This is a genomic window from Bacteroidales bacterium (assembly GCA_031275285.1).
Lineage (GTDB): Bacteria > Bacteroidota > Bacteroidia > Bacteroidales > UBA4181 > JAIRLS01.
Map to the genome: position 1 here is coordinate 1 of JAISOY010000108.1, position 25,608 is coordinate 25,608.

A 25,608-nucleotide genomic window follows, 5' to 3' on the forward strand; every position below is an offset into this window, starting at 1 on the left:
AATGGGCTATTGAAATCAACAACAATCGTTCCGGTACCATCGCTGAACTGATATCCTTCAGGTGCTTCAAACAAACCGGTTGCTTGCGTTAACGTTGGGTTAACCGTCCAACAGGATACTGAATTCCTGATAGCAGGTGTAATTTCATTATGATTGACTTTCGGAATTACTTTTTTGTTTACCAAAAGTTCTTTAACATCTTCTTCAGTGAACGTTGAGGGTATCTGTATATGATGACCTCCCTCCAGTTTGATATCGAGAATTTTTGATGCAGGTATTTGCGCATCCGTATCAGTAATCTTTAGCCTGTAAATGTCATTAGAAATAGCATATAGATTCACATCAACCAATACCATATATTCTTTTCCGGAAGAAGGTATAAGTGCACTGTTTATAGAATTAGTTTCACTATTTTTTTTATCTATCAGAACATATTCACTTCCATCCTTCTCATATAAATACAATTCGCAGTTCTGTCTCATATTACTGGCAAATTCTATCTGATATCGTTCCGAAGAAAAATTCTTAAGCCTGAATGCTTTCACTTTACTCGTTCGGACAATATTTGGTTGTATTTTCAATTGTACTACCGGAACAGATGATTTTGTAAAATCACAAAAGTGTACATATGGAAGGTCTTTTTGACCATCTATTATTGGGGCGTTTTTAAATAATTCATCCAGAGAGCTTTCCTCTGTATATTTGTCGACTTTCAATATATAACGGTCGTCCCTAATAGCGGAACCATGTACAATAAAGTAGTATTCTCCCGCATCCAATTTTTCTATCTTCCACGAACTACCATAACTCATCAACTCATAGGTGTTTTCCTTCTTGACGTAAATGTCGAAATTTCCTGTAACATCAGTCTGTAATGAAGATATAATAGCTATAATATTTGTTTTGGCAGTAAGGTTGATTTTGTATGCCTGTGCAGATCTATAATATCCATTAGAAAAAAGACATGGAGAATTCCCCTTCTCAAATGATACCAGTACAGAACCGGGAAAACTAAGTTCAGTCGCATTGGCACATAAGTCATCAATAGTTATGGGCACGATTATTTTCAGAGACAATGAAAAATCACTGTTTTCAAAATTTCCGTGATAATCACTAACTGATACTACTACATAGTATTCGCCGGATTCATCGATAAGAGATAATAAATTCGGATTGTCGTTTCCTGTAACTTTCTGATATTCGTCGCCATTCTCTTTATACAGCTCAATTAATGGCATATAGCCGGATGATTGTATTTGTGCCAACAGATGAGTTCCTACCTCCAGATTTACCTTATATGCTTGTGCGAAATTATAAGTGTAATAATAGTAATTATTACTGTATTGAATTTTTTTCTGAATCGGATCCGTTTTGCGGCCTGTAACAAAACAGGTATGGTCTTCATTAAAAAGCAACTCACCGGCATTGTCCAGCAAATCATCCAGAGTTGAATAGGTAAAAGGCTGGATACTAAGTGTGAAGTCGCCTGAAGTAAGGACATTGTTGTATGTTGAGGAAATGATCAAATAATAATCACCGGATTCTTTTGCCTGATATTTCAATGACCTTGTTCCTGTAATCAATTGTACAAATTCGCCCCGAAGATTCTTTCTGGCTAAGGATACATTCGGATATAAAAAGTCTGATACTGCTTTAATACTGATATCTTCACCCTGAGTAAGATGTAATTTATAGGCTTTTGCAAAATAATAATTACCCATATCTGTAAAATCATTACCTTTTACACAAGGCTCGGATTCACCGCCCAACACATCCGTGAACGAAGCCGGCAAGGATATGGAAGACGCATTTTCGAGCAGGGTTTCTATCGGAATAGTGGTGAAAGCTCTTAGCTTTAGTGTATAATCGCCTTCATCCAAAGGGCTCTTTGCAGACACGATGATATGATAGTTTCCGGATTGCGGTATCAGGTACGAACCATGAACTGCATCATTAAAATGTACCTGATGATAAGTTTGCGAATCATAGATGTACAAATATTTTTCAACATCCGAAGTAAGATTATATTCCAATACTGTTCCGGCTTCCAGACTAACCTTATATGCATTGGAAAAATAACAATAACTGCTGTTTCCCTTCAACAATGAAGCGTGTTCATTATTTAAAGTTCCAGATCCGACAAAGGGGAGTGTTGTCGTACTTTGGGTTGCATCGATTAATCCCTTATAATTGATAGGGATGGCTGTTTCTGTAATATTTAAGTCGTATTTGTCGTTTTGCAGACCGTTTGAAGAAACGAGGATATAATAATCATCTGTTTTTCCTGCGGGTACTACTATTGGATAATAATAAGAATTGGATATAAGTTGATACTGGTCATCGATTTTCTGGTAGGCGGTAACTGTTGCATTGTGATCATACCCCTCCTTTATTCTTGCAGCTGTTCCGGCTTTCAGACAAAGACGATAAGCTGTGGCATAATTTACATAATGATCCCTGTCTACAATATTGCTTTGTTCATTCAGAACGCCCTGTATCTTACTTGGCAATGTATTTAACGGTTTTGCCTCAGATAAAACATCTTCAAGGGAATTAAGCTCGGTTATATGATCTATTTTTAATGAAAAATCGACGTTCCCATTATTTGCTCCGGAAGATACAACTACATAATAATCGTCATTTTTACTTGCATAAAGAACATTACCTGAATAATCGTATGTCTGATTATATGTGCCGTTTTCTTTCAGGTAAACTTTTACATCAGCGCCTGTCAGATTGATCCTGATTCTCTCTTTGGCCGTCATGGTCACTTTAAATGCCTGTGCGTTGATCCAACTACTGCCATCAACGACAAATCGTGATGGCGGCGTTCCCAGTATACCATTCAGGGAAAAAGGCATATCATTATAGTTCACTGGTATGGCTGATTCATACAGTTCATTTATTGTTCCCGGAGCTTCTGTTTCCGTGATATTTAATGTAAACCCGATCGTTTCCAATGGTTGGTCCGTCAACATGAAGATAATGTATTCCCTATTTACTGCCGAACTATAGCTTAATGAATTGGTATTCACATACGCGTTAGTTCGTAACAAATTATTACCACTTTTATAGTAAATACTGAAACTGGCATTCGTTTCTTCCGAATTGAAATCAACCCGGATCGCTTTTCCTGCTCCTATTTGTACTTTAAAAGCTTTTCCATGATAATAACTGCCATAAATATCCATAAAAGAAGATTGTAATCCATTTCCCACAGGAGCTGTTAACGAGTAGGGAAGTGTTTCTATTTTTTCTGCCCCTTCGGCACATTCTTCCAATGAGGCAGGTGTTTTCATACTTTCAGCCTCAAATGAATAAGTATAATTAAAACCGTACGGATAATGAGAACAATACACCATTGTGAAGACCAGATAATTGCCCGGTTGAGAAATCCTCTTTTTGCTAATTCCATTTGTATGGTGCCCTATCAATTTGAATTGTCCGGCATTTTCAGCAAAAATGTATACATAACTAGGGAATGAGTTTTTAATGGAGTAACTAAGTAAGACAGACTCATCCGTATCAATGGAAAACTTATATGGTCGGACGAGATACATATCGTCTTGATATCCTATCCCATCCGTTCCACCAGCAACAATAAATGAATTTCTTTCTTCCATTTCTCCTGATTCATTGAAAGGGAGCTCGGCAATGTTTGTGGCTTGTTCATATAACTCGGCAACCGTATAAAAATGATGCGGAAGATCTAGCGTCAGTGTTGTTTTTTCAAAATCCTGACCATATTCACCCGTTATTACAATGTAATATTCACCGGTACCTTCAATTTGTGATGAAGTTTGAAATCTCAGTGCATTAGCAGATACATATACTCCATTATTTTTTTTGAAAAAATAAACATCAGGAACCATGTTGTCACAATAAACCCTCAATTTTTCGCCTTCAGCCAGGTTAACCTTAAATACCCTGGCATGATAATCATATCCTGAAATACCCAGTAAATTGTTATCCCCTGCAACCGGAGGCATACTCCCATCGTGGAAATCAATTTCAATGCTTGTAGGAATACCTGCGTAGTTAATGGTAACAGCATGATCAAATAATTCATTAACTGTAATTGGCGTTTGCGCCATAAGATTTACCTGGAAATAAATATAAAGGATGAATAGGGCGATTTTTTTCATGCAAATGGGGAATAATTTAATGCTTATAAGAATAATAGCATGACAAAGTAAATATTTATTTCACATATTCCAATTATTAGCTTCATTTTTACCTAAAAGTGGCAATGGAAATGTCAGCCAATTAAACGATTGGTATTATTTAAATTGAATAAATAAGAAGTGATCAAATTACACCATGATCATTTACAATTACAGATCGTGACCTTTATGGATATTTTTGTGAATAACATGATTGCTTATACGCAAAAAAGCTCAAAAAACATTTGTTCTTGAGCTTTTGTATGGCTTTTTACGATTGTTATTTTTTTACATAAATTGTATTCCGATCGATAATCTTGGTAATTCTTTAGAGATAGCATCATTGTTAAAGATATCGGTAATCCGGTAATGCCCTATGATCGCAATTTTTTTCCACCCAACGCGAACAAACGGAGAGGCATTGAACGGATTAAACGCATACCCGTCACGATATTTCTTCTTATTGTTGACACTGGGTTTCACCTTATAAAATTTGCTGAAAGCAAAATCCCCCTGTATGCCTAAGTCAAAGTAAAGCCCACTGCTGTTTGAACGGTATTTGGCGGGGACTACGTAAAAACGGGTAAATATACTGGCAGCCAGATTACGGCTCCGGTATACCTGTTTACGAATATTATCGGCGTCGGGAAGAAATCCGATGACTTCATTGGCAAATTCTTCATCACTTGCTGCATTTCTTAACCGGTAATTATAATTGGTAAACTGAAGGGAAGTTCCCAGTGAAAATATTTCATTGAAACTGAACCGGTGCATTCCCCCGAAGGTAAAATGATAACTGTTTCCTCCCCAGATGTCGAAATATTCGTCACCTCTGTCTAATGCCATAAAACTGATCCCTATGAAACCGGAGGTAGTGGAATATCTGTAATGGTTCTTTTTAGGCTTACCTTGTGAAGGAGGATCATTCTGCGGAATGATTTCCTGTTCCTTATTTTGTTTGACGGATATTTCCATGGTTCCGATTCTCACAACAGACTGGGAGAATGCAATACCGGATACAAAAACAAAACAAAAAATGATCAATAAGTGCTTCATAAAGTTATTTTTAGTGGATAAAATCTTATCTGCAGAAAACCCTACAATTGTGTTGATCCGCTGCATGTTCAATATGTAGACGAGCTAATTAAAAAAATGTTACATAGGCTTGAAAAAATATAAAACCATTCTTCTTTATGAAGAAAGAGCTATATTTAAAGTCCCAAAATTAATATCAGAAAGACCAATGAAACTCAAGGGTGACTTATACAATGTTGTTGATTTGCATAAAGATGCAGACAAAATAGAATATATACTGCGGTTAAATCCGTCCCATTTCATCTATCAGGCTCATTTTCCGGGAAATCCGGTTACGCCGGGCGTTTGCATTTTACAGATAGTTAAGGAACTATCCATGGAGCATCTTCAGTGTGATCTTTTCCTGAAAAAAATATCAAAAGTAAGGTTTTTACATGTGATCCATCCGGTGGAAAATAACCAGGTAAACCTTACGCTGACTATTTCCCAGGATGACCATAGCTATAAAGCAACAGCTACCGTTTATAACCAGGAACGTACGTTTACCCAGTTATCCCTGATCCTGGAAAATACAAACGGGTAGGGTATTACGACGCCTGACCGGCTATATCGGTCATAAAGATCTTCATTTCACCGGAAGCGATTAATGTTTCACCGACCTTTACCTGTGCCTGGACAAGAAGTGTAGATAATACCTCCTTTACGATAGTAACTGTTGTCAGTAATTCTTCGCCGACACGGGGATTTCTTTCAATGACCAGATTTTTTACCTCTCCGATGAATCCCAGCTTTACTTCATCTTTCTGTATATATTTATTGACATATCCCATTCTCGCGGCTCCGGTTTGGGCAATGTTTTCAACAATTCCCGGTTCGGTCAGGAATTCGCCTTCCACAAAAATGTTATCCGATTTTACCAATAGCTTTGTTGAGATTGATGTTTCATCAAAATAAGCCAGTGAATCCACCATCACGAACGGACGTTGCTGAGGTAAGAGTTCGGTGATATCTATTTTTTCTATTTGTTCCATAAAAATACTTACCTGAAGGGAATTAATCCCGGATGTTTTTAAGTATATAACCCACCATTGATGGATACTACCTCTCCTGTAATATAGGCAGCTTGTTCGGAAGCAAGGAATCCGACCAGCGCAGCTACTTCTTCGGGTTGCCCGAAACGTCCGGCCGGGATCATCGATTTAAGCGTGCCTTCATCCAGGTCCTGAGTCATATCCGTAGCGATATATCCGGGAGCTACGGCATTTACAGTAACTTTTCTCGCACCGACTTCCTGTGCCAGGGCTTTAGTCGCACCTATTACAGCTGCTTTAGCTGCGGAATAATTGGTTTGTCCGGGTAATCCTTTTAATCCCGATAAAGAAACCATGTTGATCACTCTGCCAAAACGTTTGGTCAACATATTTTTCAATAACCTGCGGGTTACATAGAAGAACCCGTTCAGGCTGATGTTAATGACATCATTCCACTGGGCATCCTCCATAAAAATCATCACAGCATCCTTACGTATTCCGGCATTATTCACCAATACGGCAATATAATCGTCAGGATGTTCTTTAGACCAGGTACCTATAGCAGTATCAACATCTTCCTGTGAAGCTACATCAAAAGGGAGTAATTCGGCTTTTACGCCCTTTTCTTCCACCATTTTTTTGGTTTCCAGGGCAGCTTCCTGATTGGATGCGTAATTAATGATGACAGGATACCCCATATCTGCCAGCTGCAAACATACGGCACGTCCTATTCCCCTGCTTCCACCTGTTACTAATGCGTATTTCATTTAAAAAAATTTGGTTTTAAGTGTGAAGGTTTAAAAGTTTTTTTATACCACATCGAACATGTAACTTTTAAACTGTGAGTTATTATGAGTTACTTTTGTTTTTGCTTTTGTTTTTTCGATGGTTGAAAAACATCTTCATTGATGGGTTGATTGAACTTTTGGTTGATCAATTCATAAATATTATAACTGCCGTCCGGTTCTATCGTTTGAAAGGTGGATAATATAGAGCCATTCTTGTCAAAACTCATGATCACCTTGACAATATTGCTTTTATTGGCTTTTTTATCTATATCAGCCGTAACAACATAATACTGGTCCGTTTCCTCACATACAATTTTCTCAGCGCCCATCTGCTTCACATCTCCCTGCAGGCAAGCGGAGAGGATAGTCTTCATTCCCCTCATTTTGGCGTTGGATTTGGACGTAGTTTCATTCCACTTACCTCCGGCCACCATAACGAATTTATCTTCATCGATCAACATCAGGTCGCCTGCCGGATCTTCATAATACATGGCCATCTGATCGGGTTTGTCATAATAGAACAAACCATTGGATTTTATTTTTTCTCCTATAATTGACATATGTTTTATTTGCCTGAAATCACAGGTTATGGTTTTATATTGAGTGTTCGCCTGTTTGATCTTTTCAACGATCCGGCTATCTGCATCACTGATTTCCTGGGCTCTTCCATAGACGGATCCGAAAATAATAAATACCAACAAAATGAAGTTCTTCATACGAAACAAATTATATAAAATTGACAATAATTACTTTTAAATATTATATTAATTTGACAGTTCAAAAATAATACCTAAAACGGATTTTCCATTCTCTGTTTAATGATATAATTCTTTCACAAGATATTCCATACCTGTAATTTTTGCACAAGTGAAAAAAGAGGTCATAGATACACCCAGGATCCCATGGAGGTTTAAATTTTGCCCCGTCAACAATAGATTCGGGACTTGTGTCTGAGGTGTCAGCATGGTAAAGGGCAAGCGATTGTAATCTTTTTGTATGCCATAGGCCGAACCTTCCCATGTTCCGGTATAATCCCGGTAGGTCAAAGGAGTGCTGGTATAATACTTTTCAATATTTCCTTTTAATTCCGGAATCCTTTCAGAAGCCAGCCGGATACATGCTTCTGCTTTTTGATTTTTAAAATCCTTGTAGTCTTCACCCCTTCTTTCAACGGATGTATTGGCCCATTTCTCGACTTCAGCCCAATACATGGGGGTAAGAATATCGATATTCCTGGTATATTTTGTTCCTGATTCGGGAACCTGGTAACTGATCAATGCCGATTGCGTTCCTGCCTTAGGATGATAGTTGCAATCCCAGAGGTCCTGATCCTTATACAGGTATATATTCCTGTTCAGATAAGGGACTGATTTTTCCTTTAATTGCAGGTGTACCGTGAACATACCACGCGTATTGGACAAGCCGGAAATACGTTTTCTGTATATTTTCCGGACATGCTGGCTTTCCGGGATCAGGGAAAGCGTGAGTGCCGGGTGCATATCGGATATCACATATTTGCTTTCCACTTGTTCCTGGTTATTGTATTCAATCCGTACGATTTCTCCGTTTTCTTCTATCAGACTTGTTACTTTAGCCTTTGTCAAAATAGTGCCGCCCATACGACGGATCCCGGCAGCAAGCTGATCGGCAATTAATGATCCCCCTCCTCCCAAACGCCAGGCGCTTTGGATAAAGGAACTATTGATTTGTGCAAAAACATATAAAGGTAATTTGTCCTTACATAATTCCATGGTCAGGGACGCACCTGAAAGGACATCCCGAAGTAATGGATCGTCAATAGTCTCCTGTAAATACGAGTGAGCCGAACGAGCGAATAAAGAAGTTGTGAAAAAATCTTCTCCGGTGGGATTAAAGCTGTTTTTTATATTATTCCCCACCTGTTGCAGGAAACCGGCATAATTACCCAATTGTTGCCGTTGATGAGGAAATTTTTCTGATAGTGAGTCAACAAAACGTTCGAATCCGGATGCAAAGAGATAAGAATGATCGTTCAATACAACTTCTGCAAATCCGGTTTCATCCATTTTATGCCAGGGTAGATCCAACAAGTCGAAATAACGGAAAAGTGTATGAAGTCCCTGCCCTTCTTCCAACCCGCCGACATAATGAAATCCCGTATCAAAAACTGTATTCCCGCGTTTAAATGTTTGCAGGCACCCGCCTAATTGTGGGTTTTTTTCCAGAATACAGACGTTATATCCTTTTTTTGACAGGATATAACCGCATTCCAATCCACCTAATCCACTTCCGATAATAACAACGTCATACTTCATTTTCCGTTATTATTATTTTCCTGTGAGTAACAAACAAAAACAGCATCCTCCTGGCTTTTACCGAAACCAAGATCTGTTAGTACCCGGATGTATTTATCCTGCTGATCTTTTCTGAGCACTACTTTCTTTGCTTTTGAAAACAAATCTATCATGGTTTTTTCATGGGTAATGATCCTGGTTTTATTGATGATGACCATATCATACGATAAGTTCAGTACTGAATAATCCGTAGAAAATGTCATCCTGTCGGTTTTTGAAAAACAATTATCCGCCAGTGCAATGGCTTCCCAATCAGTATCAAACCCGGTAATATTGATTTGCTTGTCCGTCAATGCTACCCAATATGAACAGAATCCATAACCGCACCCGTAATCCAGTACGTTTTTTTCTCCTTCCAGTAGATTGCTGATTAACGCATAATTATTTGTTTTTCTTAAGTCCTTACTCAGGGAGTGTTCCAGGTCATAACCCTTATATAGGTAATTATCTTTTAGTATACGTTGCGGTTGGGGATTTTTCAGTGAAAACAGATTTGCAATACCGATTGGTGCTTTCCCTTTTTCCGTTCGACCAGTAATCAACAGTGAAAATAAAAACGGTTGTAACGAATACGCAATTAGGATCGTTGCTCCCATCCCGATCAGTGTAGCAACACCAATCGAAGATATGGCCGGATGAACGGCGAAAAGGAGGGAGGATACGACAACTATCAATATGACAGCAGAAAAGAAAATGGCTGTTTTATGATACATCAGCAGAGGTGATCTGGTCCGGTATCCGGCAAGTAATCCGTCCATGATGAAAATACTGTAGTCTACTCCGATGCCGAATACAAAAGCAGAAATGACAATGTTGATCAGATTGAATTCCATACCAAAAATAGCCATGCTTCCCAGGACAATATACCAACTAAGTCCCATCGGCAGGAAGGCCAGGATGGAAAGTACGATACTCCTGAAGGACAGTAGAAGCACCAGTAATACGAACAGGGATGATATGGTCAGTGTGGTATTGAAATCATCGTGGATCATTTTTACCATATCACTTGTATAATACATAGGGTCGATCACTACAAGATCAGGATCATCTTTGACGATATTGTCACCGACTTCTGTTAAATACTTCCTGTCCATTTGTACGGGAACAAAAACAAGGTACTGATCGTCGGTATATTCAATGATATTGTCCAGGATTTCTTCCGGTATTACATCTGCTTCATACAAAGATACAGGTTCGTATTCCGTATCAAGCATATCAAAAAAAGGAGTAAATGTTGTCGGTGCGAATTTATATTTTTTCCCGGCCTCAGTAATATTTTTCCTGATATCCTCTTTCCTTTCGTCGGTCCAGAACTCGTTCCATCGGTCAATCCGTTCTTGCTGCTCATTCATTGGAACGAACAAAGTGAAAGCAGCTGAATATCCTTTTATCTGATTTTGCTTAAGCGCCTCATCCAATCTGGAACAAAGCTTTTCACCATAAATCAGGGCAGAATCAAAGTCACCGGATGCTGCCGCGAAATAAACGGTCGCCTGTCCTTCGTTTGCTTTTGAGGACAACAGTTTCTGGGAACGTACCACTCTTTTATCATGATAACCAATGTTCTGTAAGTCAGAATCAAACTTTACCTTATCCGATACTGCAAAGCAAACGGCACTGACAATTAAAATCAAAGCGATCAGCCATTTTTGCTTTTCGAATGGGAAAGAATTGATTTTTTCAAGGATGGCAAATGCTTTTTCAGATTTTTTATTGTTCCGGGGATTAAAGAATTGCGGTAGAAACAGCAAACAGAATACCGTAGTTCCTACCAACCCCAGGGATGCGAACAATCCAAAATCCTGTAATAACTCGGATTTAGTCAATACCAGTCCCATGAAGGCACCAATGGTAGTAAGGGAACCCAAAATGACAGGAATGGTCTGATCTTTCAATACTCTTTTAGGATCACTGACATATTTGTAATGTGTGATCACATGCAGGCAATAGCTGAAAGCTACCCCCATGACAATGGCCCCGATCCCCATGGCCATTAATGACATGCTGCCTTTAATAAAGTACATAACAGCCAAGGCAAAGAGAACTCCGTATATAACCGGAGTGATCAGGTAAACCAGTGTAGACCTGTTTCTGAAGCAAATAATCAAAAGGACAAAGATCAAAGCCAGGGAAACGGAAATGGTCAATAATAGATCCTTTTTTATTCGTTTGGAATTGTAAACACTCTGGACGGGTGCACCATGGTATAATATTTCAACACCCGGATATTGTTGCTGGAAAGAGGCAATTTCCTGCTCTATCATCTCCGAAAGCCGGGTACCTTTTTTAGAATCAAATGATTTAAAGTTGGGGGAAAGAAATGCAATAGCGACAGTTGTATCCGATGTAAAGATGTGACCATTATAGAATGTAAAATTACCACCTAATCCACTGCCGATTCCACCTAATCCGGACATAAAAATGTTACGCAGGGCTATCGGGTCCTGGGTAATTACATCCCTGAAAGCCATCCCTGCTGTAGAGATTAATGTAGCGTAATTCTCTTCCATCTGTTTTTCTACCTGTTCTTTTTGCAGGAGGGAATCCAGTTGACGGTATTGGGAAGCTTCAAGGAATACCGGGACATTTTCGTAAAGGAATGTTATCCCGTTTTGAAAAAGACTTTCGTCAATCTGGTACAGGACATTGTAAATCGCATCATTAATTGTGTCTTTATCCAAAAGCGCCTGGACAAATTCATCACAGATATCAACCAACTCATCAGTATCTATTGTATCAGACACCGGATTGAACAATATAAAGATTTTATCTTTTACCTTCAGGTTAGAAAAGACCAGTTTTTCGGTACCGCCTTTTTCCACAGACGGTAGTAATTTGGAAATATCTTCCTCAAAATTGATCTTTAAACCGAAGTAAGCAAAAAATAGGGTGGTCGATATCAGGATACCATAAAATAGGGCTTTATGTTTCTTGAAATATAGGTATATAAAAATGGTAAATCTTGACACAGGTTTTGATGTTATGAATTAAAATGATAATGGTGGTTTTTATTCAGGCTGGACATTCCATTGTTTTTTCCATTTCCTGTAAAAGTCGGGTGCAGAGACTTCAAATATCCCGTCCCGTGTCATAAAAAGTTGAATGGTGCTGGCTTTCAAAACAACAGACATGTCAGATTCTTTATAAATGGTATAGTCAAATATCATCTTTGCCGAGTTACATGGTACATAAGTAGTTTCAACAACCAGTACCTCTTCATAAGAAATCATATTCATATACCTGATATGCAGGTCAACAATAGGAGTAACATAGCCATTATTGTAAACATCCATATATCCTATGCCGAACTTTTTGCCGAAAGCTTCTCTTCCGTTTTCCAGATACTTGACATAGTTGCCATGCCAAACCATATTTATAGAATCAACATCATAAAAATGAATATTTATTTTTGTTGTTTCTGATAATTTTTTTTGAATATTTTCTTCTTTCATTGACAATCAAAAGGCATTTGATCAATTCTTCCCCGATATAAATAATCGGATTTATCTTTTCATTCTTAATAAAGCTAAAGCTGATTGAACAATTTCGTTCAATCAGCTTTGCTTTATACAATTTCAATTTTACTAAAGTCTTTCCTCAATAAAATTATATAATATCTCAAATGTTTTTATAGATGTTATGTCTTGACCTTTGATTTCCACGCCAAATGCGCTTTCTATCAAAGCAATCATATCCACCAGGCTTAAACTGTCGAGATCTAATGTTTCTTTAATATCGGCATCAGGAGTGATATCCGATACTTCTATCTCAAATTCCTCAGCCAGTGCATTATTAACTTTTTCAATGAGTTCTTGTCTTTCCATTCTTGTCTGTTTTATTTATTTTTAAAGATTAAATATTTTTTACAATGAGGGTAGAATTGGTTCCTCCGAAACCAAAAGAATTAGATAGGAACATATCAAAATTTTTGTCTACCCTTGATCCGGGAATATTTAATTTTGCCGAATCTTCATCCGGATTTTCAAAATTAAGATTAGGTGCAATATAGTTATTTTTCATCATTAACATCGAATAAATCACCTCACTTGCACCCGCCATCCACATTTCATGTCCAGTCATTGATTTGGTCGATGTTACTTCCGGTTTATAATCCCCGAATACATGATCGATCGCTTTTGCTTCATTTCTGTCTCCAACAGGAGTAGAAGTAGCATGGGCATTGACATATCCTATATCCCTGATATCAACTCCGGCTTCTTTTATGGCCATCATTAACGAACGGGCGGGACCATCTACATTTGGAACCGAGATATGATCTCCGTTGGAAGAAAATCCATATCCACATATTTCCCCGATAATAGGAGCACCACGTTTAACGGCCGATTCATAGCTTTCAATGATAACGGTTGCTGCTCCACCTCCCGGAACCAATCCATCACGATCCCTGTCAAAAGGACGGGAAGCCCTGGTGGGATCGTTTTCCCTTATTGAAAAAGCACTGATGCCATCAAAACTACCGACGGAAAAGGGGTTTACCTCCTGAGCACCACCACAGACAATACAGTCTTGCAGTCCCCATTGGATCAGTAAACTTCCCAGACCAATGGAATGTGATCCGCTGGCGCATGCTCCGGAAATTGTCAGATTGATCCCTTTCAGTTTAAAAATACAAGCCAGGTTCATGGTCACAGTGGAATTCATGGATTTAAAGATGGCCCCTGAACCGATCAACGTGGTATTTTTCTTTTCACGCATAATATCGACACTTCTTACTACGGCGTCGGCACTGCTGTCGTTTCCATACAACAAACCTACTTCATGTGTATCCAGAAAATCCTGGTCGATTTTCGCATTTTTTAATGCTTCTACAGTTGCTACATAGGCATAAGCACCTTCTTCCGGTATATAAACCCGTTGATTCCGGCTAAGTGCACCTTTCAGATCAGGCATATCTACTTTTGCCGTTAATCCTGACCGGAACCCCATTTCTTTCCTCTCCGGATCCAGAATAATCCCTGATACTCCATTGTAAAGGGATTTATTTACTTCTTCGAGATTTTTTCCTAAACATGAATAGATACCCATTCCTGTAATTACAACTCTCCTTTTCATGTGATGATCATATTTTTTTTAAGTATGACAGATTTCCCATCGTGCAAAAATAAAAAAACAGATGAAATATTCGAAAATATTTCATCATTAAAACTTTCAGAAATCTGTTCATATGTGATTAACTGCTCTTCCTTGCCCGCAACCAAGGCTGTATAAACCGCTCATAAAGATTACGAACTATAGGTTTTGATCTTATCCCCAACGAAGTATCCAAAGATTCATAAAGATTGGTTCGTAATGAGATCAAATCATCCAGCTTCTTATTTTTGGATAACTTATGAAATCGAAATTCGCTTAACCAGGCTTTCCATGTTTTGGCGTAATGCCATACAAATACGCCTAAGAACGGAAGACAAAACACATATATAGAGGCAATCAGAAATGAATTTGTCAACATCCATGTTATGGCAAAAATGGAAAGATATAATACCGGCATGGTAAATAATAAGCTGATCACGATTTTGATGGCGCTGTGCAACATCGGATCTTTTACTTTAGATGTAACCATTCCGGGAGCATATAAAACCAGGATATTAGGGATCAATGAAAAAATAAAAAGAGGGAATAACAAAGCAAACAAAACTCCTTTGGATAGCATTTTCCACGGATTGTATTTCCTATCGAAATTCCAGTCGTTAAGCCTTAATTGTTTTATTTTTTCTCCCAGTGTGAGAGTGTCCCGGTATATCTGCTGTACCAGATGATCGTCTTTTTCTTTCAAATGTTCCAAATCAGCAAACAACTGTTTGTCAGCCAATAATTTTTCCGGAAGTTTGGTGGGATTTAAACCCTTTGATTTTGCGTATTTAACCCCATATGTATTTCTCAGGTAATCTATGGCCTTATAATTATCCAGATCAGTAATATTCAGCATTAAATCGGATACCTGTTGCCTGACCAGTGCATTTACCTGCCGTTGTGCGGTTCTTGGCTTGGTTTTGTATAACTCATAGAAAGGTGCTATAGAAATCGGTGTCCCGTATTTAATCACCATATCTTCCTGTATATCGAAATAATTTGAATAATGATTACAGGACGGAAGGACAAATAATTCTTTCTTAAAATCGCTTTTTCTTGCAGCTTCAAAAAGGATATGCAGGTAACCTGATGAGAATTTACCCAGCCAGCGTTTATCCTGATGTCCGGACTCGGGGAAAATAATGATGGTTCCATCATTTAATAATTCCTCTTCGGATACTTCAAAAGTATCAGTGTTATGTACCAGTGACTCCTCTCCATCAACAGACATACGGTATGCCGGTAGCAATCCCAGCCAACGAAGCAAGCGATTGGCCAGTGGTTTGTTGAAAACATCGGCCCGCGTGATTACCTTATGTTTTCTTTCTCTTCTCCCTTTAACGGTAAGCAAAAGTCCCAATGGATCACATAAGCTGTTTTGATGATTGGATACAATCATTAACGGACACTTTTCAGGTATGTTTTCTGTATTGACTGCATATACTTTCCGGTAATATACATGATCATGAAAGAAACCCACATACTTCTTGAATATCCGATACCCTAAACCGGGTTTTTCGTTTTGGATGTTTCTCTTTTTTGTCATTATTATTTATACTAAAGAGAGCGTAATATTTGATGTCCTGATTAATGGTGTGTATGCCTAATTTCGGACAATTTTAGATGAACTGGTTATCGAAAGAACTTGATCAATAATAAACGTAAATATTATCGAATTGTTCATTTTATGAGTTCAAAAGGATTACGATAAAACCGTCTACATCACTGCTTTTGAAAGATCCGGATTTTCAGGTACGGATGCTGTCTTTTTCAAATTGATTATTTCTCGAATCCCAAAACCATTAGTTTTACTAATAAAAAATTATTCCAAGCGACAAATATAATCTATTTTAGATTACAATAAGTGTCCATTATTACTGTAAAAATGTTTGAAAAGTCGTTTTCCTGTTTTCTGAATTGTTTTAGTCTGTATTACACAAAATATATTCTTTTGTTTCCTAGTGAATTGCGAAGATATTATAGATTTTGTTAAACGCCAAATAATTATTTATTCGCAGGTGATTACACATCTAAATCAATGGATATTCCATTTTTCTTACATATTCGTTGTATAGCGAATTTTCCTGCCATGGCAGCTAATGGTAGACCACCATTGGGATATACCCACTGTCCGGCAAGGTACATATTTTCTATTCCGTCGACAAGACCTCTGTGTCTTTTTCTTTTTATATTGGTTAATGGAAAGAAAGACATATAAGCACCCTGGTATGTCTTGCAATAACGATTGAATGTCAGCGGTGTCGCAACATCAGTCATCTCTGTTTTACCTGCCAGTTCGGGATATACAGCGGTCAATTCATCAATGATTGCTTTCGCAACTTTTTCTTTCTCCTGCCTGTATAAAGCGGGAGAATCTTCTTTTAACTGTTTCCAATATTTATATTCTTTATCCTCAATGGTCAACGTAATTAATGATTTACCATCTATATTGAATTCCGGATCATAACTGTAATTTTTCATGCTCAGTTCATGGTAAACCGTTTGGTTGATCGTCAATGGGTGTGTCAACTTGAGGCAAAGGAATTCCGGATATTTTTTCAGGTCAGCGTTTATTCCTAATGAGACCAATGTTGCTGAGAGAAACCTATAATTTTCGGGAGAATCGAATCGTTCTTTAAAGTAGGTATCTTCATATTTCCCTTGAAGTAGCTGGTGGAGTACGGTATATGCATCTACTGTCGGAACAATATAGTCTGCGGGTATTTCTGTACTGTCGTCGGTCAGTGTTATTCCTACGGCTTTCCCGTCACGAATGATGATATTTTTTACAGGAGTTCCGGTATGCATGATTCCTCCCAATTCTTCGAATTTCCCTCTCATCCGTTGTGCAAATTGATATGATCCTCCCATGGGCCATCCTCCGTCACCGGAAGTCCGTATTCCCAATGTGAAGAAAAGGGTATTAGCCGGTAATTCAGTCGGCACAATTGAAGAAAGCATCCTGCGGATAACATCTGATTGGAATCCGGATAAATAATCCTTGATGGATACCTTACTACTTTTTACCATTACTTTTCCAAACTTGAAATGTTTGAACAGCAAGTTCATTTTCTCAAAAAACGACATGTACTCAAATGGTTTTCCACCTGGAACAGGGGGGGTCTGGCACCGCCTGACAGACTCGATAAATTTTTTGATCTCTGATTCATCGACCGGAGAAATGGACAATAACTCCTGTTCCATCTTATCCAGTTGCGAATACAGATAATATGTCTTCCCTTCGTGAATGGTAGCAACAATATATTTGGACTGGTATATGGTTGTCTCATCATTAATAGCACCACATGTTTTCCATACACGGTACATGTCGGTACCTTTTTTGGATCCGGTAAGCCAGTGAATACAACCGTCGATATGGTACCCTTTCCTGTCCCATCCTGTACATATCCCTCCGGCGACATTGTGAAATTCAAAAATTTCCGCTTTAAAACCAGCCCTAAGTGCATAAATACCTGCAGTTAGCCCTGATATACCTCCTCCAATAATAATGATTTTTTTGTTCATTGTTTAAGTTCTATATGGTAGTTTCTGGTAATGATTAAATGATTATTAAAACATTCTTTACTACAAGGGACAAAGTTAACAAAAATACCAGTTTAAGAAATTTCATTTTCTTAACGTAATAAAATGGCTCATTATTGTGTGAATTAATGCCTGGTAAATTATCCTATTAAAAAACTTAATACCGCTACAAGTCCGAGTAAGACGATCAGTATTCCGGCTGTCCTGTTCAGGTATAGCAGGTAACGCGGGCGGAATTTATTCCGTAACATAGCGATACAGGTAGTTAGTGTGAACCACCACATAGATGCTCCGATAAAAACCCCGGCGAGAATGAATGATCCTGAAAAATAACTGATATCCGAATCAACTCCGAAAAGAGCAAAAAAAGCCATGTATGTCAGGATAAAAGCAGGATTAACTATTGCAATGAGAAATACCGAAACAAAGTCGCTTCTTAATGTTTCTTTTTTTTCCTTGTTCTGCCGGATTTGCATTACAGGATTCTTAAAAAAAGTAATCACTCCTAATACGATAACACAGATTCCAAGTATGATTTTTAACAGTTCGATATTTTTTTCAATGAATGGCAACACAATTCCCAGGAAGAATGCAGCAATAGTCGCAGATAAAGTATTGGCAGAAGCGGCTCCGAGTCCGGAAATAAATCCGGATTTCCGGCTTTTGGATAATGTTCGTTGGATGCAGAGTACTGCAATAGCTCCTGGTGGTATTGCTACCATTAATCCAGTTATTATCCCTATCCCTAAATTCAACAAAAATTCCATATCCGGTGATATCAGTAATATCCAGCTGCAAAGATAACAGTATACCTCAATTTGAGGTTATAAAAATACAAGTAATAAAAAACAATTAATCTCATATTTACTATACGTAATCAATTTGATCAATGTGACTTAAGAAAACAATAAATAGCAATGAGTGCTAAATTCAAAAACTTGTTCCCGTATCTTACGGGAAATATATCCAATAAAGAATAAATAGGGTTAGGACAGGAGGTATTGAATTTCTCTTTTAAGCATCGGAAAATTTAATATAGAGTCAACAAGCTTTTTATTTTTTGAGTAATATATAATGGGTAATACGGTCCATTTTATTTTTCGGGGTAATTATTGTCCCATTTTTTAATGTACCAATAGCAAACATCGCTTTTTGAGGATTTTTGATTTGAAATCCTTTCAACAGCAAGAGTTGATCTGTCGATGCATAGAGTTTCTGTATAGGCGCCCATTCCATCTTGTAACCAAAATGAAGTTATATGCATATAACAATGATACATAACAATTGTTTACTTTTCTATCACATTAGAATAAAATATTTTGGTATGTAGTGAACTATATTTGCTCCAAAACAAAAGAATATTTCCCCGAACCTACATTTACTTTTACAAAAGCGCCGTCTACAATTCCCTTTTGAGCCAATCCGTTTATTGTCAAGACATATTTTTTTGATGTTTTTGGAATCCATATTTCGGCAGTGGCATTGGCCGGAATTTCTATTTCCATAGTGAATTTTTCATCGGGTTGGTTATTAAAAGCTACGGATATATCGCCTCTAATGGAGGGAATTCTTATCGAAGCCTGCTTAAGTGTTGCCGGCTGTGGTTTGATACGTATTTTTTCAAATCCAGGTTCAATTGGTTCAATTCCCATTAATTTCCTCGGGATTATATTGGCAGGTGCAGCTCCCCAGGCATGATTCCAGTCCTGATTCGGCTTATATTTATTATCCCATGCTTCAAGTGATATGGTTGAACCTTCCCTGATCATATTGTACCAGCTTCGTTCGGCAGTGGAAGAAAGAAGCTCAAGCCCGTATTGTGCATCATGCGAATTGTAGATGGCATCCATTAGGAATTGTGAACCATAAACACTGCAGGCCAGGCCTCTTGTCCGCATAAAATCACTGACCTTTTTTACATTCTTTTGCGGTACTATTCCAAAAGCCATAGGGAACATATTGGCATGTAAAGAACTGTGATCAGTGTCAATACCATCGTTATAATATCCTTTTTTGGGATCTAACATTAACCGGTTTATTTTTGTTTTAACCTGTTGAGCTTCCCTGTCATATTTTTCCTTATCTGTTTGATATCCCAGTACTCCGGCAATAACACTCATTTGCCGTAAGGCTTCATAATGGTATGCATTTACCACGGTATTATAATCTGTAAATACAAAACCATCGGATTCTCCCGCTTCATTTTTCCCTAATCCCAGGATGCCGCTTTGAGGCCAGTCGACGATGTCACGCAACGCTTTTCCCTTGAAATGTATCGATTTGAGCAATTCGGGCGTTTGTTTTCCGGTTCTGGTGCTGATCAGGCCATTGTTTTCTTTCAGTCCGCCAAGCGTCTTGGCCTTGAGATCCTCATAAAAACGTTTCAATGAAGCCATATTCCCGGTGTACAGATAATCATTCCATGCCATCAACACCGATTGCATGATCCATTCGGCAGGCCATGTGGCATAGTTGATGAGGTATTCATGACTATGACGGGCTATCGTAAACTCCCTGTCGACAGCATAATGACACAACTGATTGATTAATGCATCAGCTTCATAAGGGATCCTCTCCCTGTCACCATCTACATAGGTACCTGCGAAGGAAGTTGCTTTGATAGAATATTTGCAGAGATCCCATACGCGGTTCAATACAGTATCGGATGAGTGAAACTCCGATGCTGTTTCATTGAATGGATAAAATATGGTCTGCCTCATCATATCTGTTGTATTCAATGCAGGTGAATAACCTTCTACTTCGCAGTAACGGAACGGGTAAACTTCGCCGGTATAATCAGGCATTATAATCGGTTTTACACCGCTTTCATTGGCGGAAATATTTGTATTCCTTTTATCCGGGCGAATTTTGACCGAATAGGTGTGTGTGCCTGCCATCAGCGGTAACCTGTACATGGCATAACGAATGGTTCCACCCGGCTTACGGTCGACTTGTCCGTTTTTTGCGTGCTCTCCCAAATGAATAATCACCGTATCCATTTCCTTGAATGATGTCAATGTCAATCGCAGCCGGCCAAAAGACGCTTTCCCGAAATCAATAAAATAATGTCCCTTATCTATTGTAGAAATTTTGACAGGGTGTTCATCACTTACCTGTAACGGATATTGTGCAGTCATGCCATCCATATTTTCGGCTGTAATAAAGCTTTTTACCTGTGAAAACGGGCTTTCCACACCATGATTGTCCCATACTTTTACTTTCCAGTAATAAACAGTGGATGGCTGGAGCGCTTTCCCTGCATATGGCACAGATACTGAATTATTGCTTTCTGTGCGTCCGCTGTCCCACATATCGCCTTCATCTTTTGCCAATAATTTTGGTGATGTGGCGACTAAAATATGGTAAGCGGTTTGAAGCGTATTGGCTTGTTCGCTATTTACCACCCACCCTAAATACGGGTTTGTATTCCGGATAGCTGCTGTCTGGTATCGCTCAATTAGGGAGCCGATTTCAGATAATGATATATTGGCAGGATAACCGTCGAGGAATACCCGGTCGGTATGTTCCAATAAATCTGTGGTAAGATGGGAAGGTGACTGGGCTATACAAAGCTGGATGCTGGCCAGAAAAACAATAAAAATCCGGGACATAATTCTTTATATTTATATGATTATTCTAATTTAATTCCAATACAACAATTGATTTTGCAGGGAGTTGAACATTTAGTATTCCCTTATTGATTTTAAATGTACTAAAATCAGCCGGCTTTACCAGGTCATTTTTTTCAAAAGTATTATGATCATTAATATTACCGGAGGTTAGCACTGTTCCCTTCACCTTCGCAATTTGCATGGCAGATATATCTATATTCACTTCACGTCCGGCTTCCAGGTCGATGTTGGTCAGGGATACGTGGTATTTGCCATTCTTGTCTTTAGAGGCCGAAACATTTACCACCGGTATATTGCGGTGGTTAATTAGTTTAGTGTCTGATATGATATCTAACGGAAGAAAGGTGGCATCCTGATGTACCTTATACATATCGAATACGTGGTAGGTAGGGGTCAACAACATTTTGTCATCCTTTGTCAGGATTATCGATTGAAGTACGTTGACTACCTGCGCGATATTAGCCATTCGTATACGGTCGGCATATTTGTGAAAGACATGCAGTGATAAGGCGGCAACGAAAGCATCGCGAAGCGTGTTCTGCTGGAACAGAAATCCGGGATTGGTTCCGGGTTCCACATCCCACCATGTTCCCCATTCATCAACCAGTAAGCCGATATGCTTGTTCCGGTCGTATTTATCCATAATGACAATGTGCTTTTGGATGACTTCTTCGATTTCCATACATTTGGCTATGGTCCAGTAGTAATCGTCATTATTGAAGTTGGTGGCAGATCCTTTACTACCACTCCATCCTTTCACTGTATAGTAATGTAATGAAAGGCCATTCATCCGGTGTCCGATATTTTTCATCAGTACTTCCGTCCAGTTATAATCATAATCACTGGCTCCACTGGCGACTTTATACAATTGGTTGCCGTCATAATTACGGCAATATACCGCATATCGACGGTACAGATCGGCATAATATTCCGGTCTCATGTCTCCGCCACACCCCCAGCTTTCGTTACCTACACCCCAGTATTTTACTTTCCAGGATTTCTCCCTGCCGTTTTTGCGTCGCAAATTTGCCATGGGGCTGTCGCCATCAGAAGTAATATACTCCACCCATTTTGCCATTTCTTCTACAGTTCCACTTCCTACGTTGGCACTGACATATGGTTCACATGCTAATATTTCACATAAATTTAAAAATTCATGGGTACCGAAACTATTGTCTTCAACTACTCCTCCCCAGTTGTTATTGACCATTTTAGGCCGCTGATCACGCGGTCCTATACCGTCCATCCAATGATATTCGTCGGCAAAACAGCCTCCGGGCCACCTGAGGTTCGGTATCTGAAGAGATTTCAAAGCATCCAGGACATCCTTCCGATATCCCCGGACGTTAGGTATGGAAGAATTTTCTCCCACCCAGATTCCACCATAGATGCATGATCCCAGATGTTCGGCAAAATGCCCATAAATATGTTTACTGATGATCTGCCTGCCTTGTTCGGGATGAATCCGGACTGTGACATTTTTCTGCGAAGACGCAGTTAATGTGGTAAATAATAAGAAAAGGCCAGTTATTATCAGATTTTTCATATTGGTATGGATATAATTAATTGCTTACAGATAAAATGGTTTCAACAGGTTTTAACCAGGGTGCGGAAAATTTAACTTTAACAGTGCCTTCTGTTCCGGTAGTCTGGATGTATGCCAATAACCGGCCATGAAAAGCCCGTTGTTTATTGTCCCTGTAATTTCCCATATCGCTGTTATTGCTGGCCTCTAGTCCTAATAACTTCGCCGGCCCTTCGACCACGCAGGTAATCTCTTCATCCGAGATCATTACCGGAATACCGTTCATATCCACTACCTGAACGGTAACATGAACCAGGTCTTTATTCTTATCCGGATGAGGGTTGTCTACGAGAACGGTCAATGCATCCGGCCTTCCGGAGGTCCGGATATCATAACGGCATACTTCTTTGTCTCCCTTATATCCCACTGCTTCGAGTTTTCCGGCTTGATAAGGAATATCCCAGGATATAATACCGGTATGGTCATCGTAATCTTTGAGCGTGCCTGTTTCCTTTCCATCCAGCAACAATTTCGCTTTTTCACAATTGGTATAACACACCACACGGATGATCTGTCCTTGCTCATAATTCCATATCGACCAGGCATCCAGGGATAGCTGGCGCGGATTGTCCGGGGCCGGGTAAGTGCCGATATATATCATAGGCCGGGTATCCCACAATGCCTGGCGAAAATATCCTCTGGGCTTTTGGAATCCTCCGAAATCAAGCAATCCGGAATAAAATCCTCTTGAGGGCCACCTTCCCGCTTCTCCCAGATAATCGATGCCGGTCCAAAGGAATTGTCCGAAGATATGCTCCTTGTCTCTGGTCGCTTTCCATGAATCCATTCCATGTCCGTTCTCACTTCCGTAAATGATCCTTTCAGGGTATTTCTGATGATCAGAGTCATACCTGTTTTCAGTATAGTTGTATCCAGTGATATCCACAGCCGAAGGATATTCCGTTTCATTGGACATGATTACACCCGCCAAAGCGGCGGTTACAGGTCGTGATGCGTCCAGTTGTTTTACATCGGCAACCAGCCGTTTGGCTATTCCTCCTAAACGTTCGGCAGGAGGATTGTCCGGGAGATATCCGCCATAGACTGGCTGGCTGAAAGTGCTGCCATTCAAGCTGGGATGTGAATATGGATCGTTCGGATAATCGACTTCATTACCGATACTCCACATGACAATCGACGGATGGTTTCTATCCCGCAATACCATTGCTTGTATATCCTTGTTGCTCCATTCATTAAAAAAGGAGGCGCTGCCCTGAAAACCGGGTTTCCCAACGTTCCACCCTTCCAGCCATTTCTTTTTGGGGAATTCCCATTCGTCAAATGCTTCATCCATTACCAGAAAGCCCAGCTCATCACAAAGTTCATAAACATCAGGTGCTTGCGGATTATGACTTGTGCGGATAGCATTACAACCTAAGTTTTTCAGGTTTTTCAACCTGCGTTCCCATACCTTACGGGGAACCGCTGCCCCAAGACATCCGGCATCATGATGGATACATACTCCTTTCATCTTCATCCATTGTCCGTTAAGTGCAAATCCTTTATTTGCATCGAATGTAAGGGTACGGATACCCGTTTTTACAAGGCTTTCATCAATGACCTTCCCATTTTGAAGGATTTGGGTTTTTACACTATATAGGTAGGGCCGCTCAATATCCCATAATTCAGGGTTTTTGACCTTGATCTCCAGTGAATTTTTGTCGACTGAATTTGCTTTTGATGCGATTTTTTTCGTGTTTTTTGATACCGATCTGCCATCTGCAGATAATAGCTCAACCTGCACTGTGAGATTCCGGGTCGAAGAAGTTTCATTCTTTACATCTACCTGTACTTCCAAAAGGGCTTCTTTTCCGGTCACTTTCCGTGCCTGGCAGAATACTCCCCACTGGTCAATGTGAATAGATCCGGAATACACCAGATACACATTGCGGTATATACCTGATCCTGTATACCAGCGGGAATCGGCTGATAAACTGTGGTCTACTCTTACAGCCAGTATGTTTTCTTCTCCATATTGGATATAAGGTGTCAGATCATACATAAAAGATATATATCCGTTGGGCCTGGTCCCTAGGGAATGTCCATTAATAAATACCTCACTGTTGTTATATATGCCTTCAAAATAAATGAAGACTTTTCCTTCCTTTTTTTCGGAAGGAATATTCAATGTTTTTCTGTACCAGCCTATACCTCCGGGAAGATAACCTGTGCAGCTTGCCAGGGTTGGGCTTAAGGTACCTTCTATGCTCCAGTCATGGGGAAGGTCGAGCTTTCTCCATTTGCTGTCATCGAAATTTACGGATGGGACATCTGACGGGTCGCTCAATGTGAACCGCCATCCGTTATTGATATTTTCAGGCTGTCCGAAAGATACCTGGGAATATGACGGAACGGACAGTGCCGTTATAGTCAATATGAGTAATAATAATTGTCTCATCTGTTATGG

At 39.2% G+C, this 25,608-nt stretch carries 17 protein-coding genes; 1 reads left to right on the top strand and 16 read right to left on the bottom strand.

What is annotated here, in order from left to right:
- Together LBQ60_11480 and LBQ60_11485 are read right to left on the bottom strand one after the other, a co-directional pair.
- Nucleotides 1–4,145 (bottom strand): hypothetical protein (locus LBQ60_11480; GenBank protein ID MDR2038533.1); only part of this gene is annotated, 4,145 nt, incomplete at its 3' end.
- 306 nt (nucleotides 4,146–4,451) lie between these two features.
- Nucleotides 4,452–5,219 (bottom strand): PorT family protein, encoded by a 768-nt coding sequence (locus LBQ60_11485; protein ID MDR2038534.1) that lies wholly within the window; start codon nucleotides 5,217–5,219, stop codon nucleotides 4,452–4,454.
- Between the two features lie 187 nt (nucleotides 5,220–5,406).
- On the opposite strand from LBQ60_11485, the gene LBQ60_11490 reads away from it, so the two are divergent.
- A complete protein-coding gene (locus tag LBQ60_11490) occupies nucleotides 5,407–5,781 on the top strand; it encodes a hypothetical protein (protein MDR2038535.1) in 375 nt (124 codons plus the stop codon).
- Nucleotides 5,782–5,785: 4 nt separating this feature from the next.
- Here the strand turns inward: LBQ60_11490 and LBQ60_11495 are convergent, their stop codons facing one another.
- The 14 genes from LBQ60_11495 to LBQ60_11560 form a co-directional block, all read right to left on the bottom strand.
- Nucleotides 5,786–6,229 (bottom strand): pseudouridylate synthase, encoded by a 444-nt coding sequence (locus LBQ60_11495; GenBank protein ID MDR2038536.1) that lies wholly within the window; start codon nucleotides 6,227–6,229, stop codon nucleotides 5,786–5,788.
- Between the two features lie 38 nt (nucleotides 6,230–6,267).
- Entirely contained in the window at nucleotides 6,268–6,996 is a 729-nt protein-coding gene (fabG, locus tag LBQ60_11500) for a 3-oxoacyl-ACP reductase FabG (protein MDR2038537.1), read from the bottom strand.
- Nucleotides 6,997–7,085: 89 nt separating this feature from the next.
- Nucleotides 7,086–7,733 (bottom strand): outer membrane lipoprotein carrier protein LolA, encoded by a 648-nt coding sequence (locus tag LBQ60_11505; GenBank protein MDR2038538.1) that lies wholly within the window; start codon nucleotides 7,731–7,733, stop codon nucleotides 7,086–7,088.
- A gap of 99 nt (nucleotides 7,734–7,832) precedes the next feature.
- Complete coding sequence (locus LBQ60_11510; GenBank protein ID MDR2038539.1) at nucleotides 7,833–9,311, bottom strand: NAD(P)/FAD-dependent oxidoreductase; 1,479 nt, start codon at nucleotides 9,309–9,311, stop codon at nucleotides 7,833–7,835.
- Nucleotides 9,308–12,319: an MMPL family transporter gene (locus LBQ60_11515; GenBank protein ID MDR2038540.1), complete on the bottom strand. Its 3,012-nt coding sequence runs from the start codon at nucleotides 12,317–12,319 to the stop codon at nucleotides 9,308–9,310. Before LBQ60_11515 ends, LBQ60_11510 begins: the two co-directional genes overlap by 4 nt.
- Nucleotides 12,320–12,358: 39 nt before the next feature.
- The gene (locus LBQ60_11520) at nucleotides 12,359–12,802 is read right to left on the bottom strand and encodes an acyl-CoA thioesterase (GenBank protein MDR2038541.1); all 444 of its coding nucleotides are present in this window, start codon (nucleotides 12,800–12,802) and stop codon (nucleotides 12,359–12,361) included.
- A gap of 132 nt (nucleotides 12,803–12,934) precedes the next feature.
- Nucleotides 12,935–13,174, bottom strand: a complete 240-nt coding sequence (locus tag LBQ60_11525) for a phosphopantetheine-binding protein (GenBank protein ID MDR2038542.1) — start codon at nucleotides 13,172–13,174, stop codon at nucleotides 12,935–12,937.
- 28 nt (nucleotides 13,175–13,202) lie between these two features.
- Nucleotides 13,203–14,423: a beta-ketoacyl-[acyl-carrier-protein] synthase family protein gene (locus LBQ60_11530; protein ID MDR2038543.1), complete on the bottom strand. Its 1,221-nt coding sequence runs from the start codon at nucleotides 14,421–14,423 to the stop codon at nucleotides 13,203–13,205.
- Nucleotides 14,424–14,541: 118 nt separating this feature from the next.
- The gene (locus LBQ60_11535) at nucleotides 14,542–15,987 is read right to left on the bottom strand and encodes a 1-acyl-sn-glycerol-3-phosphate acyltransferase (protein MDR2038544.1); all 1,446 of its coding nucleotides are present in this window, start codon (nucleotides 15,985–15,987) and stop codon (nucleotides 14,542–14,544) included.
- Between the two features lie 476 nt (nucleotides 15,988–16,463).
- Nucleotides 16,464–17,966 carry an NAD(P)/FAD-dependent oxidoreductase gene (locus LBQ60_11540; protein MDR2038545.1) on the bottom strand — a complete coding sequence of 501 codons (1,503 nt, stop codon included), beginning with the start codon at nucleotides 17,964–17,966 and terminating at the stop codon, nucleotides 16,464–16,466.
- Between the two features lie 158 nt (nucleotides 17,967–18,124).
- Nucleotides 18,125–18,706, bottom strand: a complete 582-nt coding sequence (locus tag LBQ60_11545) for a LysE family transporter (GenBank protein ID MDR2038546.1) — start codon at nucleotides 18,704–18,706, stop codon at nucleotides 18,125–18,127.
- Between the two features lie 612 nt (nucleotides 18,707–19,318).
- Nucleotides 19,319–21,595 carry a family 78 glycoside hydrolase catalytic domain gene (locus tag LBQ60_11550; GenBank protein MDR2038547.1) on the bottom strand — a complete coding sequence of 759 codons (2,277 nt, stop codon included), beginning with the start codon at nucleotides 21,593–21,595 and terminating at the stop codon, nucleotides 19,319–19,321.
- Between the two features lie 25 nt (nucleotides 21,596–21,620).
- Nucleotides 21,621–23,162 carry an alpha-N-arabinofuranosidase gene (locus LBQ60_11555; GenBank protein ID MDR2038548.1) on the bottom strand — a complete coding sequence of 514 codons (1,542 nt, stop codon included), beginning with the start codon at nucleotides 23,160–23,162 and terminating at the stop codon, nucleotides 21,621–21,623.
- A gap of 16 nt (nucleotides 23,163–23,178) precedes the next feature.
- Nucleotides 23,179–25,599, bottom strand: a complete 2,421-nt coding sequence (locus tag LBQ60_11560) for a DUF4982 domain-containing protein (GenBank protein ID MDR2038549.1) — start codon at nucleotides 25,597–25,599, stop codon at nucleotides 23,179–23,181.
- Nucleotides 25,600–25,608: the final 9 nt, after the last annotated feature.

Coding starts and splice junctions, on each gene's coding strand:
- LBQ60_11530 (MDR2038543.1), bottom strand. CDS start 14,423: ATGAAAAGGAGAGTTGTAATTACAGGAATGGGTATCTATTCATGTTTA.
- LBQ60_11540 (MDR2038545.1), bottom strand. CDS start 17,966: ATGAACAAAAAAATCATTATTATTGGAGGAGGTATATCAGGGCTAACT.
- LBQ60_11555 (MDR2038548.1), bottom strand. CDS start 23,162: ATGAAAAATCTGATAATAACTGGCCTTTTCTTATTATTTACCACATTA.
- LBQ60_11510 (MDR2038539.1), bottom strand. CDS start 9,311: ATGAAGTATGACGTTGTTATTATCGGAAGTGGATTAGGTGGATTGGAA.
- LBQ60_11505 (MDR2038538.1), bottom strand. CDS start 7,733: ATGAAGAACTTCATTTTGTTGGTATTTATTATTTTCGGATCCGTCTAT.
- LBQ60_11560 (MDR2038549.1), bottom strand. CDS start 25,599: ATGAGACAATTATTATTACTCATATTGACTATAACGGCACTGTCCGTT.
- LBQ60_11485 (MDR2038534.1), bottom strand. CDS start 5,219: ATGAAGCACTTATTGATCATTTTTTGTTTTGTTTTTGTATCCGGTATT.
- LBQ60_11535 (MDR2038544.1), bottom strand. CDS start 15,987: ATGACAAAAAAGAGAAACATCCAAAACGAAAAACCCGGTTTAGGGTAT.
- LBQ60_11520 (MDR2038541.1), bottom strand. CDS start 12,802: ATGAAAGAAGAAAATATTCAAAAAAAATTATCAGAAACAACAAAAATA.
- LBQ60_11495 (MDR2038536.1), bottom strand. CDS start 6,229: ATGGAACAAATAGAAAAAATAGATATCACCGAACTCTTACCTCAGCAA.
- LBQ60_11490 (MDR2038535.1), top strand. CDS start 5,407: ATGAAACTCAAGGGTGACTTATACAATGTTGTTGATTTGCATAAAGAT.
- LBQ60_11525 (MDR2038542.1), bottom strand. CDS start 13,174: ATGGAAAGACAAGAACTCATTGAAAAAGTTAATAATGCACTGGCTGAG.
- fabG (MDR2038537.1), bottom strand. CDS start 6,996: ATGAAATACGCATTAGTAACAGGTGGAAGCAGGGGAATAGGACGTGCC.
- LBQ60_11550 (MDR2038547.1), bottom strand. CDS start 21,595: ATGTCCCGGATTTTTATTGTTTTTCTGGCCAGCATCCAGCTTTGTATA.
- LBQ60_11545 (MDR2038546.1), bottom strand. CDS start 18,706: ATGGTAGCAATACCACCAGGAGCTATTGCAGTACTCTGCATCCAACGA.